Genomic DNA, 12,589 nt, shown 5'->3' with positions numbered 1-12,589 from the left:
CCGGGGTGCGGCCGGAACCGGACCTTCCCTCCCCGGAAACTCTCCCGGAGGTCATCCGCGCCGCGGCCACCGCAGCAGACGCCACAGGCCGCTCCGTCCACGGGCCGGCGACCGCGGCGCCGTACGGGACGCCACCGGCCGCGCGGTCCGCACCAGCCCGTCCGCCGTGCCGTCCGGGACGTCCGAGGCGCCCGGGACGTCCGTGATCGCCGCGGCGGCCGGGCGCGGGGAGTGCCCCCGGTCGTGGCGGGGTGTGAACCGCACCGGCAGGGCGTCCAGGTGACGGGACCAGGTGGAGGAGGTCCAGCTCAGCTCCTCCTCGGGGACCGCCAGCCGCAGATCCGGCAGCCTGCTCAGCAGGGTCTCGATCCCCGAGCCGGTGATGGCCCGCCCGATGTCCTGGCCCGGGCACTCGTGCGGCCCGCTGCCGAACGACAGGTGCGAGCGGTTGCCGTGCATGTCCGCGCCGGGGAAGGGCCGGATGGCCGGGTCGGCGTTCGCGGCCGCCAGGCCGAGCAGCAGGAGGTCGCCCTCGCGGATCTGGTGCCCGGCGATCTCCACGTCGTACGTCGGGAAGCGGGCGGGGCACACCATCAGCGGCGGCTCGTCCCACAGGATCTGCTCGACGGCGGCCGGGAGCGTCATCTGGCCGCCGTTGAGAGTGCCGCGGAACCGGGGGTCGGTGAGCACCATCCGCAGCGTGTTCACCATCAGGTTGGTGGTGGTCTCGTTGGCGGCGACGAGGACCAGCCGCAGATGGTCCCGGACCTCCTCGTCGGTGAGCCGGGCCTCGTGGTCGATCAGCCAGGAGGCCAGGTCGGGGCCGGGCGAGGCGTGCTTGTCCGCGACCAGCCGCGTCAGCGTCGCCTGGATCAGGCGGTCGGCCTCGATCGCCCGCTCGGTGCCCCTGACCAGCTGGCGGCTGGCCTCGACCAGTCCGGGCCCCTCCTCCTCGGGCAGCCCGAACAGGTGGGTGAGCACCAGCATGGGCAGCTGCTGGGCGAACCGGCTCAGCAGTTCGGCGTGCCCGGCTCCGGCGAAGTCGTCGACCAGCAGGTGCGCCAGCCGGTGGATGGCACGGCGGACCGCGCGGCGGTCGAAGCGCTCCAGGCTCTCCTTGACCGCGCCGCGCAGCCGCTGGTGCTCCCGGCCGTCCTGGGAGCGGCAGTCGGGGTGCCACACCAGCATCGGCAGGACCGGGGAGTCCTCGGCGACCCGGCCCTCCCGCCAGTCGCGCCAGAGCCGGGAGTCGCGGGTGAAGCGGCGGGGGTTGCGGGCGACCTGGAGCGTCTCGTCGTAGCCGAGGACCAGCCAGGCGGGGACGTCGCCCTCCAGCAGGACGGGGGCTATGGGGCCGTGCTGGGTCCGCAGCCGTTCGTACGTCCCCATGGGATCGGCGGAGGCGGCGGGCCCGTACAGCCGGACGGCGCCGTCGTGGGCGCCGCCGCGGACCCCGCGGACACCGGGGCCGGCCTGGTGGGCGGGACAGCCCGGCGGGGCGGCGGAGGGAACCGCGGGGGAGACCGCGGGGGAAGCCGCGGGGGAAGCCGCGGAGAAGGGGCGCGGCAGATCGGGGCCGGGTGAGGAGGTGCTCACAGTGCCTCCCGGGAGACGGTGGCTGGGTCTTGCGGATCGCGGAGTTCGTGCAGGTCGTACAGGTGGTGCATCAGCGTCAGCAGGACGTCGCGGCTGGAGTCGAGCCGGCGGGCGTCGCAGTTGACCAGGGGGACGCTCTCGGGCAGGTCCAGGGCCGACCGCAGGTCGGCGACCGGATGCACGGGGGCGCCGGGGAAGTTGTTGACGGCGACAACGAAGGGGACCCCGGTCTGTTCGAGACGGTCCATGGCGGGGAAGCTGTCCGCCAGCCGACGGGTGTCCACCAGCACCACCGCGCCCAGCGCGCCCGCGATCACGCCGTTCCACAGGAACCAGAAACGCTGCTGGCCGGGGGTGCCGAACAGGTAGAGGACGAGCTGGTCGTTGAGGGTGATCCGGCCGAAGTCCATGGCCACGGTCGTCTCGGTCTTGCGCTCCACGCCCGAGAGGTCGTCCACGCCGACCCCGGCCTGGGTCATCGTCTCCTCGGTGGTCAGGGGGCGGATCTCACTGACCGAACCCACCATGGTCGTCTTGCCGACGCCGAAACCGCCGACGACCACCACCTTGACCGACCGCTCGGTCGAGGTCGGCAGCAGATCCTCGCGCCGCGGCCCCAGGGGCAGTTCAGAGTCGTTGTAGTCCATCGATCAGCGCTTTCAGGATCTCGACGTCGGGTTTGGCCGCGGTCGTGTCCGCCGCGCGGGTCTGCCGGGCCTCGACGAGGGAGTCGGCGAGCAGGTCCGCGAGCAGCACGTGGACGGCGCTGAACGGCAGGTCCAGATATGCCGAGAGCTCGGCCACGGAGAGCGGGTTGGCGCACATCCGCAGAATGGAGACGTGTTCGGGCCGCATGCCCGGCTTCGGCTCGGACCGGGCCACGATCAGGGTCACCAGGTCCAGCACCTGGGCGTCCCCGGCCTCCGTGCGTCCGCCGGTGACGATGTACAGGGGGACGGGGTTGCCCTCCTCCCAGCCCCGCTCCTCCCGGCTCCCGCCCCCGCTCACGGGGCCTGCCCGGCGGCGCGGGGCGGGGTGGCGAGATGGTCGCCGATCCGGATGACCAGGTCCCTCATCCGCTGGCTCATCAGCGCGGCGTCCACCCCCTCGTCGGCGGTCACCGCCAGATAGGAGTTGGCGGCGGCGGCCATGAGGTAGAAGAAGCCGCCGTCCACCTCCAGGACGACCATGCGTACGCCGCCCGCGCTGTGCGGGAACTCCGCGGCCACCGACTGGGCCAGGCTCTTGAGCCCCGAGGAGGCGGCGGCCAGCCGGTCGGCGGCGTCCTTGTCGGTGCCGAACTGCGCCATGCACAGTCCGTCCGCGGACAGCAGCACGATGTGCCGGGTGTAGGGGACGGTGACGGCCAGGTCCTTGAGCAACCAGTCCATGTTCTTGAGGCGCTGCTGCGTCACGTGCTACTCACCTGATTCCGCTACTGGTTCTGCGTCTGGTCCGGGGCCCGGGGCGGCGTCCGGTGCCGCGGGCCCTCCCCGGCCGCCGGGACCGTCCGGTGCGCCGTCGGGGTTGGCGAAGAAGGCGCCCATCCACAGCCCCATGTCGGGGTGGACGTCCAGGGCCGACCGTCCGGCCGCCATCCGGTCTGCCGCGCCGGTCGCGCCGCCCGGTCCGGTGACCGGCCCGGTCACGCGCCGGCGGCGCTGCGGGAGTCCGTTGGCGTTCCGCTCCACGACGGTGTCCTCTTCCAGGCCCGCCGCCGGGCCCACCGCCGCCTCCCGGCGCGGCCCGGGCACCGGCGGCGCCGGGCGCCGGGTCACCATGCCGGGGGGACGGCCGCCGAGGCTGAGGTAGGCGTCCATCGGCATGGCGGTGAGCAGTTCCTGCGGAACGAAGACGACCGCGCGCACCCCGTCGCAGGTGGAGGGCCGCAGGGAGACCCGCAGCCCCAGCCGGCCGGCCATGATGCCCACCACGCGCAGCCCCACCCGGGCCGTCTCGCCCAGGTCCTCCAGGTCCAGGCCGTCGAGCGCCTGGGCGAGCAGGAACTCGGCGTGCCGGCGGGTCTCCTCGGTGAGTCCCACGCCCTTGTCCTCGATGGACACCTCGATTCCCGACGCCACCTCCTCGGTGTTGACGACCACCTTGGTGCTCGGCGGCGAGTAGCGGGTGGCGTTGTCCATCAGCTCGCTGAAGACCAGGCTCAACGGCTCGACCGCCGGTCCCCGCACCGCGACCTCGGCGATGCGGTGCAGGTCGATGCGGAGGTACTCGGCGATGGGCGCGCTGCCCGCACGCAGCACGTCGTACAGGGAGATCGGCTTCTGCCACTGGCGCGCCGGGCTGCCGCCGCCCAGGACGGCCAGGCTGGTGGCCACCCGGCCGGCCACGTTGACACCGTGCTCCAGGTGCATCAGGTCGCCCAGGATCTCCGGGCCGGGGTGTTTGAACTGCATCCGGCGCAGGTCGGCCTGGAGGCGGTGGATCTCGGCCTGGATGCGGCAGGCGATGTTGACGATGGCGCGGCGGGCGGAGTCCCGCTGGTACTCGCGGTCCTGAACCGCCCGCACCACCAGCCGGGTCAGCTTCTCGTGGGCGGCGACCAGCCGCGGGTCGGCGTCGGCCGGGTGCAGCCGGTCGGGCAGTACGTCGTTGGGCGACTGACCGCGCTGCACGGCCGTGACGATCGGCGGCATGACCTCGCGGCAGTACCGCTCGATGTCCTCCAGCAGGCACTCCGCACGCCGGTCCGCGGCGGCGACGGCACGCCCCCGGCGTGCCGCCTCGTACGCGGCCGCGGCGACCGCGAGCACCGCGGCCGCGCCGCACCAGGCGACCGCGGCGCGGGCCTGGTCCGTGACGGCGGCCACGGCCACGACCGCGCAGGCGGCGACCAGCGCGGGGGGGACGAGCCACACACCGCCGGAGGCGGCGCGCGGGCCGCCCGGCAACGAGTCGGCGGGCTCCATGGGCTCCATGGGCATCCTCGGGCATCGGGGTGGACGGTGGGCCGGGTGCGGTGAGGGGCGGCGGGCGGCCGGGTGACCGGGCCCCTCCCGGCAGGGGCTGCGCATGCCGGTGGCGGTGGCCTCTGGCATACGCCATCCCTGCCGGGAGGAGCCCCGAACGTGCCGGAGCCCCCCGGCCGCCCCCGTTCGGGGCGCATCGGCGCCACGGCGCCGCACACGGCGGCAACAAGACGTAACCGGGACGACTCGCTGCGTGACAGGGAGCATAGGGGCTTCCCGGGAGCCGCCGCAGAGACTTGACAGACGCGGCCGGAATCTGCGGTTGCGCACGGGGGCGCACAAAAGGCGATACGGCGGAACGCTGGGCTTTCATGGCGTTTTACGGTGGTGCACACTCCGGAAAACCATGGCCAGAACCGAACATCCGCACCGTCGTCCCGCCGGGCGGCCCGCGAGTGCCGGACGCCTTCCGGGAAATGCCGGGAAGTGCCCCCGCCCCGCCTTCCGGATGAGGCATGGTGCGGTCATCCTCATCCGAGAGAACGACAGGGGGCGGGGATGAGCAGTTTTGGTACCCACCGGGCCCGTGTGCACGACCCGGCGCGGCCGGTGCAGTGGAGACTGAGCGATCTCAGGTCGTGTGTGGTCCGTTTCGCGCCGTACGGTTTCCGGGCCACCTATCACCACCTGCGGACGAGTGCCGGGATACCGCGGTGCCCGGGCCGCGACCCCGAGTCACTGGTGCGGGCGGTCGAGGAGCTGCACGCCGCCCGGCTGGTGTGGCTGACCGCCGAGACCGAGTACGCCGAGCGGCGGGCCCGCGAGAAGCGCGCCGGCCGCCGCCGGCCGGCGCCCGGGGACACCTGGCGGGCCCGGCAGCGCGGCTGTGACCGCATCGCCTACTGCCCCGACCCCGGGCGCCATCCCACCGAGCCGCTGCCGGTGGTGGTGCGCCGGGTGCTGCGCGGTCTGCCGGAGTCGCCCGGCCCCGGTGACCGCCCGGTGTGCCGGGTCTGCGGCGGGCCGACCGCCACGGTGTCGTGGAGCGTCGGCTACTGGACCCACACCCTGTGCGCGGAGTGCGGGGTCAGCCTGCGCCGGGAGTGACCTCCCGCCGGGGCCGGGCGGCGGGGGCACACCGGTGCGCTGTTCCCGCCGCCCGGCCGGGTCAGCGGCCGGCCCCGAGCCGGTCCTGGGCGGCCGCGAGGATCTCCGTCACCCGCAGGCCGAACCGTATGTCGCACGGGTGCGCCCGGCCGGTGCGGGCGGAGTCGAGCAGGGCGTCCACGGCGTTGCCGAAGGCCGCTACCGCGTCCGTCTCCCCCTCCGGCATGACCGCCGTACCCGCGGCACCGCGCAGTTCCACCGCGGTCACGGCCGCCGCCGGGGCCGCGGTGTGGCCGAGCGCGCAGGTGCCGACCGCACCCGAGGTGTGGCGCAGGGCGAGCTGGACCAGGTCGCCCGGACCGGCCACGGCGGCCACCGAGCCCTCCAGGTCCGCCACGTCGCCCAGCAGCGGCAGCAGCACGGACAGGGCGTGCGGGCCGACGTCCCACAGCCCGCCCTTCTCCCGCCGCCAGGGCGAGACGGCGAACGGGCTGTCGCTGCCACCGCTGTCGTGGATCGAGGAGAGCCAGTCGGCACGGCCGAGCTGCCAGCCGCCCGCGGCCCGCTGCTCCTCGAGCCACCGCACCGTCTCGGGCCGGAACCGCAGGGTGAAGAAGACGACCGAGGCCACCCCGGTCTCCGCCACCGCCCCGGCCACCTCGCGGGCCGCCGCCACGGTGGTGGCCACCGGCTTGTCCAGCAGCAGATGGCGGCCCGCCCGCGCCGCGCGCACGGCCAGCGGCGCCTGTACGTCCGGCGGCAGCGCCACGGCGACCGCGTCGCAGTCGGCGAGCAGGGCGTCCACGTCCGCGTAGGGCCGGGCGCCGAAGCGTCCGGCGATGTCCGCCGCCGCCTCGGGACGGCGGCCCCACACCCCCACCAGCTCGGCCTCCGGGTGGGCTTGGAGGGCGGGGCCGTGGGCGAGTTCCGCCCAGGGACCGGTGCCGAGCAGGCCGAATCTCATACCGTGTCTCCTCGGATGTGCCGTCGAACGGGGAATCGAGTGCTCCGCCACTATGCCGGACGCCCGCCGCGGCGTGCCGCCGGGTGCCGGGGGTGCCCGGGGCGTCCGGGAAGCGACCGCGCTTCCGGGCACCCGGTGGAAGGTACAGCTGGCTACACCCTCCCCCGGGTGTCCGTCCCCCGTGACCCGCCCGCCGCGCGTGCCCGAGACTGGAGCCCACACCGGGCGGACGTCCCGGAGCGGCGCGACGGAGGAGCACGGGTGGACAGGGACAGGGTGCAAGGTGGTCTGGTGGCGGCGGCACGCGGGCTGCCGCTGGCGGTGGTGGCGATCGTCTGCGGGTTCTCGCTGCTCGTCCTGTCCGTGCTGTCGATCGCGTTCATCCCGCTCGGCGTGGGCCTGCTGACCACTCCCGCCGTGCTGGGCCTGGTGCGGTCCTATGCCGGGTGGCGGCGCTCGCTGACCGGCGACTGGGGCGGGATCGAGACCCCGGAGCCGTACCTCCCCCGGCCGGACGACCGGCGGCCCGGCCTGGCCGGGCAGGTCGAGCGCTGCTTGTTCCTGCTGCGGGACCAGGCGACCTGGCGTGATCTGCAGTGGCTCGCGGTGGACGCCACACTGGGCTTCCTCCTGGCCCTGCTGCCCCCCGCGCTGACCCTCTACGGCGTGCAGGGCACGGTGGTGGCGGCGGGCGCCTGGCGGGCCATACGGGGTGACTCCTTCCTGTTCGTCCCGCTGACCTCGCAGTCCAACGCCTTCCTGGCGATGGCGCTGGGCTGGGCGCTGACCGTCGTCGGACTGCTCAAGGGCGCGGAGGTGCTGCGGCTGCACTTCCGGCTGACGCGCGCCCTGCTGGCACCGACCGAGAAGATGATGCTGAACCGCCGGGTGGAGCGGCTGTACGAGACCCGGCACGACGCGGTGGACGTCTCGGCGGCCGAGCTGCGCCGCATCGAGCGCGATCTGCACGACGGTGCCCAGGCGCGGCTGGTGGCGATGGGGATGAGTCTGGGCGCGATCGAGGCGCTGATCGAGCGCGACCCGCAGCAGGCCCGGAAGCTGGTGGCGCAGGCCCGGCAGAACTCCGCCGATGCCCTGTCCGAACTGCGCGACCTGGTGCGCGGCATCCACCCGCCGGTGCTCGCCGAGCGCGGGCTGGGGGACGCGGTGAAGGCCCTGGCACTGCGCATGGAGATCCCGGTGGAGGTGACGGTGGACCTGCCGGGCCGGCTGGCGGAGCCGGTGGAGGCGGCGGCGTACTTCGCGGTCAGCGAGGTGCTCACCAACGCCGCCAAGCACTCGGGGGCCGACCGGATCTGGCTGGACCTCGGCCACGACGCGGCGGACGGGATGCTGCGGATCACGGTCACGGACAACGGCCGCGGCGGGGCGGACCCGGCCCGGGGCACGGGACTGGCCGGGGTCGAGCGCAGGCTCGGCACGTTCGACGGCATCCTGGCCGTCAGCAGTCCGGTGGGCGGGCCGACCATGGCCACCATGGAGATCCCCTGCGCTCCCGGGGGCCGTGCCGGGCCCGCGGACCGGCGGGCGGGCAGCCGCCCGTAGCACCCCCGCGGTACCCGGGTACGGCCGTCCGGGGGGTCCGCGGGGCCGGAGGGCGGGGCGGCCCCCGGGCAGGGGTGGTGCATCGCGGAAAACCGGGTATCCGGGCCGCATGGCAGTGCGACACGTCTTCGTGAACAGAAGGCCCGAGCGGGTGTGGGGAGTCCTCAGTGACGCCGACCGCTACCACGAGTGGGTGGTGGGCACCCGGTCGACGGTGGAGGAGGACGGCGCCTGGCCCCAGGTCGGCACCACCCTGGAGTACGACGTCGGGGTGGGGCGGCTGACCGTGGAGGGCCACACGGTCGTCCGGCTCTGCGAGCCGCCCGAGCGGCTGGAGCTGGAGGCGTCCGCGGGGCGGCTGGGCAGCGCCCGCATCGCCATCTCCGTGCGGCCCTGGGGCGAGGGCTCACTGATCACCATGGACGAGCATCCGCTGCGGGGCGCCGTGGCCCGGCTGCACACCGCGCCCATGGACGTGCTGCTGCAGCTGCGGCACCGGCTGATGCTGGCGCGGCTGCGGGACGTGGTGGAGTCCGGCCGGTCGGAGGCCGACCGGGAGGCGGGCAGGCACGTATGACGACCGACCAGGGCGCGGACCGGCCGGACGAGCGGCCCGACGACCGGCCCGACGCCGCCCACCGCCGTCCGCCGGGCGTGTCCGACGCCACCGTCGAGGCCGTCGGCAAGGTCTCCGAGGCGCTGGAGGCGACCGAGCGGGCCCGCGGCCACCTGTACTCCTTCCACCAGCTGACCGGCCGGTCCGACCTGCTGCTGGGCGAGGCGGTGGAACTGCTGCGCGCGGCCGGGCACGCCGCGGAGGCGGACCTGCTGGAGACCGAGGTCCTCGGCCGCAACGTGCTCCCCGGCCACTGGACGTTCCAGATCGTCGAGGGCTACGACGACCACTACTACCGGACGTTCACCGAGGCCGAGAAGCGGGTGCGCGACCGGCTGGTGGGCGGCCTGCGGCACCTGTACGAGGCCGAGATGAAGGAGGCCCGGCGCACCCACGGCCATCCCGCCCACACCGCGCGCCCGGACACCACCCCGCCCGACACCACCCCGGACGCCTGACGCCCGTCCCCGCACCGCCGGCCGCGACAGGAAGGCCCGACTCCCCCGTGAGCTCCTCATGACCGACGCACCCGACGCCGTCGTGATCGGCGCCGGCCCCAACGGGCTGGTGGCCGCGAACATGCTGGCGGACGCGGGCTGGCGGGTACTGGTCCTGGAGGCCCAGCCCGAGCCCGGCGGCGCCGTGCGCAGCGACCGCGGCGTCCACCCCGGCTACGTCAACGACCTGTTCAGCTCCTTCTACCCGCTGGCCGCCGTCTCCCCCACCATCCGCGCGCTGGAACTGGAGCGCTGGGGCCTGGAGTGGAGCCACGCCCCGGCCGTCCTCGCCCATCCGCTGCCCGACGGCCGCTGCGCGGTCCTGCACCGGGACCGGGCGGAGACGGCGCGGAACCTGGAGTCCTTCGCGCCCGGCGACGGCGAGGCGTACCTGCGGCTGACCGGGCTGTGGGACCGGCTCGGCCCGGATCTGGTGGCGGCGCTCCTGTCGCCCTTCCCGCCGGTGCGCCCGGCACTGTCGCTGCTGGCCCGGCTGCGGGCGGCCGGGGGCCTGCGGCTGCTGCGGACGCTGCTGCTGCCGGTGCGGCGGCTGGGCGAGGAGGAGTTCGCGGGGGCGGGCGGACCGCTGCTGCTGGCGGGGTGCGCGCTGCACGCGGACCTCTTCCCCGAGTCCACCGCCGGGGCGGTCTACGGCTGGCTGCTGGCGATGCTGGGCCAGCAGGTCGGCTGGCCGGTCCCGGCCGGCGGCGCCGGCGCCCTGACCGGCGCCCTGGTCCGGCGTCTGGAGTCACGCGGCGGCACGGTGCGCTGCGGGGCCCGGGTGACACGGGTGGTCGTCGCGGGCGGACGGGCGCTGGGCGTGGTCACCGCCGACGGCGACGCGGTGCGGGCCCGGCGCGCGGTCCTGGCGGACGTACCCGCCCCGGCGCTCTACGGCGGCCTGGTGGACTGGGCGCACCTCCCGGCCCGGCTGCGGGACGACATACGCCGCTTCCAGTGGGACACCGCGACGTTCAAGGTGGACTGGGCGCTGTCCGGGCCGATCCCCTGGGAGGCGCCCGGGGCCGCCGGGGCGGGCACCGTCCATCTGGCCGAGAGCGTGGACCACCTCACCCGCCACAGCGCCCAGCTGGCCACCGGCACCGTGCCGGACCGGCCGTTCTGCCTGCTGGGGCAGATGACCACCGCCGATCCGTCCCGCTCCCCCGCCGGCACCGAGTCGGCCTGGGCCTACACCCACCTGCCCCGGGACATCCGCGAGGACGCGGGCGGGGCGGGTCTGACCGGCCACTGGGGGCCGGGTGAGCGGGAGGCGCTGGCGGACCGGGTGGAGGCCGAGGTGGAGCGCCGCGCCCCGGGCTTCCGCGAGCTGGTCGAGGCCCGCCGGGTGCTGGCCCCGCCGGATCTCCAGGAGCGCGACGAGAGCCTGGTCGGCGGCGCCCTCAACGGCGGCACCGCCGCCGTGCACCAGCAGCTCGTCTTCCGTCCCGTCCCCGGGACCGGCCGCCCGGCGACCCCGGTGCGCGGCCTGTACCTGGCGTCCTCCTCCGCCCATCCGGGCGGCGGTGTCCACGGTGCCTGCGGGGCCAACGCCGCCCGCGCGGCGCTGCGCGACCGGCGGCCCGCCGTCCACTACGTGCTGGGCCCGGCCGCGGCCGCCGCGCAGCGCGCCGCGATGACGACCCGGGAGCGGGACGCGGGCGGTCACACCCCGGCCCCGGGGGTCACAGCGGGCGGATGTTGAAGGTGTTGGGGAAGCGGTACGGGCACTGGGTGCTGCTGCCCTCGCTCACCACGACGTAGCCGGACGGGATCGGCGAGACCTTGCAGACCGTCGTGGTGCCCCGCTCGGCCGGTTTGGCGATCCGCCAGGTGTTGGGGAAGTTGTACGGGCACTGGGTGCTGCTGCCCTCGGCGAGGATGACGTACCCGTCCGGGATGTCCGACACCTTGCAGACCGTCGTGGTGCCCCGCTCGGCCGGCTGGGCGATCCGCCAGGTGTTGGGGAAGACGCCGGAGCACTGCGTGCTGCTGCCCTCGGCGAGGATGACGTACCCGTCCGGGATCGGCGAGGTCTTGCAGATCGTCGTGGCCGCCTGGGCGGGGGCGGTGGTCAGCACGATTCCTGCCGTCGCCAGCGACAGCGTGGTCAGGGCGGCCGCGATACGTCTGAACATCGGGAACCTTTCGGAACGTGCGGGAGCATGGCCGTGCGGGCGGCGCGGCACCGGGCGGTCACCCCGGGCGCCCCGCCCGCGGACGCGCGGTGGTCGGCGGTCCGCCGGCCGGGGCGCGCGTCCTCGCGGAACGCGGCCCGCGGCCGGAGCCGTCGGCACCGGCGGCGCACCACGGTACAGACGATCCCGGGAGCTCCCCACCCGTCGCGCCCTCCGTGACCGCAAGCGGCCAGCTCCGTTTCCGGAAGCGGACGACAGCACTCCGCGGCCGGGGGTGTACCGGGCTCCGGCCCAGGTCCGTGCCGCCCGGGCCATACGGAACCGCACCGTCCGCACCGTCCGCACCGTCCGCACCGTCCGGCCGCGCCGCGGCCGGACGCGGCGCTTTCCGGCCGAGTTGACGGCGGCGCCGGACCGGACGGAGGTGCGAAACCCCAGTTCAGCACTCCGGCATATGCCATCACCGTCCAGCGGACCCTGTCGGACCGCGGGTGCCGGCCCCCTCGACCTGCCCTTGTCCGCAAACGCCCCACTTCCCTCGAAAACATGACGAAAGATGACTGGAAGCAATCATTCCGATGTGTTCCTGTTCGTCATCCGGAAAGGCGTTTGCCCGGAAGCTGACACGACGAGCCAAGGAGTGTTCGACATGCGGTACGCCGTCAAGGGCTTAGGACTGGGCGCCGTCGTGGCCGCCGCCTGCCTCACGGGTACGGCAGCCACCGCGACCGCCGCCCCGGCGGTGCCCCAGGCACCCCAGGCACCCGGCGCCCCCTCGGCGCTGCTGCTCACCGTCGGCGAGGGCGAGGACCCGGGCCTGGCCACCAACCAGCGGGCCGCCGTACTGAACTGCTCGCCGAACGCGGACGGCTCCCACCCGGCCCCGGGCCGGGCGTGCGCCGAACTGCGCGCCGTGGAGGGCGACTTCGAGACGCTGGTCGAGCCCGACCCCAACCGGGTGTGCCCGATGATCTGGGACCCGGTGGTGGTCACCGCCCAGGGGATCTGGGACGGCCGTGAGGTCTCCTTCACCCACACCTTCGCCAACGCCTGCGTCATGGAGGGCGCCACCGGCGCGGTCTTCTCCTTCTGACCGCGTCCCGGCACCGCACCACGCCGGCCCCCGGGCGTCCGAGAGGCGCCCGGGGGCCGGCGCACGCTCACCACCGGGCCGGCCG

The 12,589-nt window shown here is 75.0% G+C and carries 13 protein-coding genes; 6 read left to right on the top strand and 7 right to left on the bottom strand.

Annotated elements, in window-relative coordinates; all coding sequences use genetic code 11:
* Positions 1-51 precede the first annotated feature (51 nt).
* Genes V1L54_RS11095 through V1L54_RS11075 form a run of 5 tightly spaced genes read right to left on the bottom strand, consistent with a single transcriptional unit; the run spans position 52 to position 4,532 of the window.
* Entirely contained in the window at positions 52-1,596 is a 1,545-nt protein-coding gene (locus V1L54_RS11095; protein ID WP_330117755.1) for a cytochrome P450, read from the bottom strand.
* Positions 1,593-2,243 carry a GTP-binding protein gene (locus V1L54_RS11090; protein WP_330117754.1) on the bottom strand — a complete coding sequence of 217 codons (651 nt, stop codon included), beginning with the start codon at positions 2,241-2,243 and terminating at the stop codon, positions 1,593-1,595. Before V1L54_RS11090 ends, V1L54_RS11095 begins: the two co-directional genes overlap by 4 nt.
* Positions 2,224-2,604: a DUF742 domain-containing protein gene (locus V1L54_RS11085; protein ID WP_330117753.1), complete on the bottom strand. Its 381-nt coding sequence runs from the start codon at positions 2,602-2,604 to the stop codon at positions 2,224-2,226. Before V1L54_RS11085 ends, V1L54_RS11090 begins: the two co-directional genes overlap by 20 nt.
* The gene (locus V1L54_RS11080) at positions 2,601-2,987 is read right to left on the bottom strand and encodes a roadblock/LC7 domain-containing protein (RefSeq protein WP_100205309.1); all 387 of its coding nucleotides are present in this window, start codon (positions 2,985-2,987) and stop codon (positions 2,601-2,603) included. Before V1L54_RS11080 ends, V1L54_RS11085 begins: the two co-directional genes overlap by 4 nt.
* A 27-nt stretch (positions 2,988-3,014) precedes the next feature.
* A complete protein-coding gene (locus V1L54_RS11075; protein ID WP_330117752.1) occupies positions 3,015-4,532 on the bottom strand; it encodes an ATP-binding protein in 1,518 nt (505 codons plus the stop codon).
* A gap of 549 nt (positions 4,533-5,081) precedes the next feature.
* Between V1L54_RS11075 and V1L54_RS11070 the strand changes: the two genes are divergently transcribed.
* Positions 5,082-5,630 carry a hypothetical protein gene (locus V1L54_RS11070; protein WP_330117751.1) on the top strand — a complete coding sequence of 183 codons (549 nt, stop codon included), beginning with the start codon at positions 5,082-5,084 and terminating at the stop codon, positions 5,628-5,630.
* A 61-nt stretch (positions 5,631-5,691) separates the two neighbouring features.
* On the opposite strand, the gene V1L54_RS11065 is transcribed toward V1L54_RS11070, so the two are convergent.
* On the bottom strand, positions 5,692-6,594 hold the full coding sequence (locus tag V1L54_RS11065) for a Gfo/Idh/MocA family protein (protein ID WP_330117750.1): 903 nt from the start codon (positions 6,592-6,594) through the stop codon (positions 5,692-5,694).
* Positions 6,595-6,855: 261 nt separating this feature from the next.
* Here V1L54_RS11065 and V1L54_RS11060 point away from each other — a divergent pair, with 261 nt between their 5' ends.
* The 4 genes from V1L54_RS11060 (at position 6,856) to V1L54_RS11045 (ending at position 10,978) form a co-directional block, all read left to right on the top strand.
* A complete protein-coding gene (locus tag V1L54_RS11060; protein ID WP_330117749.1) occupies positions 6,856-8,160 on the top strand; it encodes a sensor histidine kinase in 1,305 nt (434 codons plus the stop codon).
* Between the two features lie 109 nt (positions 8,161-8,269).
* On the top strand, positions 8,270-8,737 hold the full coding sequence (locus tag V1L54_RS11055; protein WP_330117748.1) for an SRPBCC family protein: 468 nt from the start codon (positions 8,270-8,272) through the stop codon (positions 8,735-8,737).
* Positions 8,734-9,234 carry a hypothetical protein gene (locus tag V1L54_RS11050; RefSeq protein ID WP_330117747.1) on the top strand — a complete coding sequence of 167 codons (501 nt, stop codon included), beginning with the start codon at positions 8,734-8,736 and terminating at the stop codon, positions 9,232-9,234. The genes V1L54_RS11055 and V1L54_RS11050 overlap by 4 nt, the downstream gene beginning before the upstream one ends.
* A gap of 58 nt (positions 9,235-9,292) precedes the next feature.
* Complete coding sequence (locus V1L54_RS11045) at positions 9,293-10,978, top strand: phytoene desaturase family protein (protein WP_330117746.1); 1,686 nt, start codon at positions 9,293-9,295, stop codon at positions 10,976-10,978.
* Here V1L54_RS11045 and V1L54_RS11040 read toward each other — a convergent pair.
* Entirely contained in the window at positions 10,959-11,411 is a 453-nt protein-coding gene (locus V1L54_RS11040; RefSeq protein WP_330117745.1) for a hypothetical protein, read from the bottom strand. The genes V1L54_RS11045 and V1L54_RS11040 overlap by 20 nt on opposite strands.
* 649 nt (positions 11,412-12,060) lie before the next feature.
* Here V1L54_RS11040 and V1L54_RS11035 point away from each other — a divergent pair.
* Positions 12,061-12,504 carry a subtilase-type protease inhibitor gene (locus tag V1L54_RS11035; protein WP_330117744.1) on the top strand — a complete coding sequence of 148 codons (444 nt, stop codon included), beginning with the start codon at positions 12,061-12,063 and terminating at the stop codon, positions 12,502-12,504.
* The last annotated feature ends 85 nt before the right edge of the window (positions 12,505-12,589 follow it).

It is taken from the genome of Streptomyces rubellus (assembly GCF_036323805.1).
Taxonomy (GTDB): domain Bacteria; phylum Actinomycetota; class Actinomycetes; order Streptomycetales; family Streptomycetaceae; genus Streptomyces.
The sequence above is the reverse complement of the archived record's forward strand: the minus strand, read 5'-3'. Positions and strand labels throughout refer to the sequence as shown.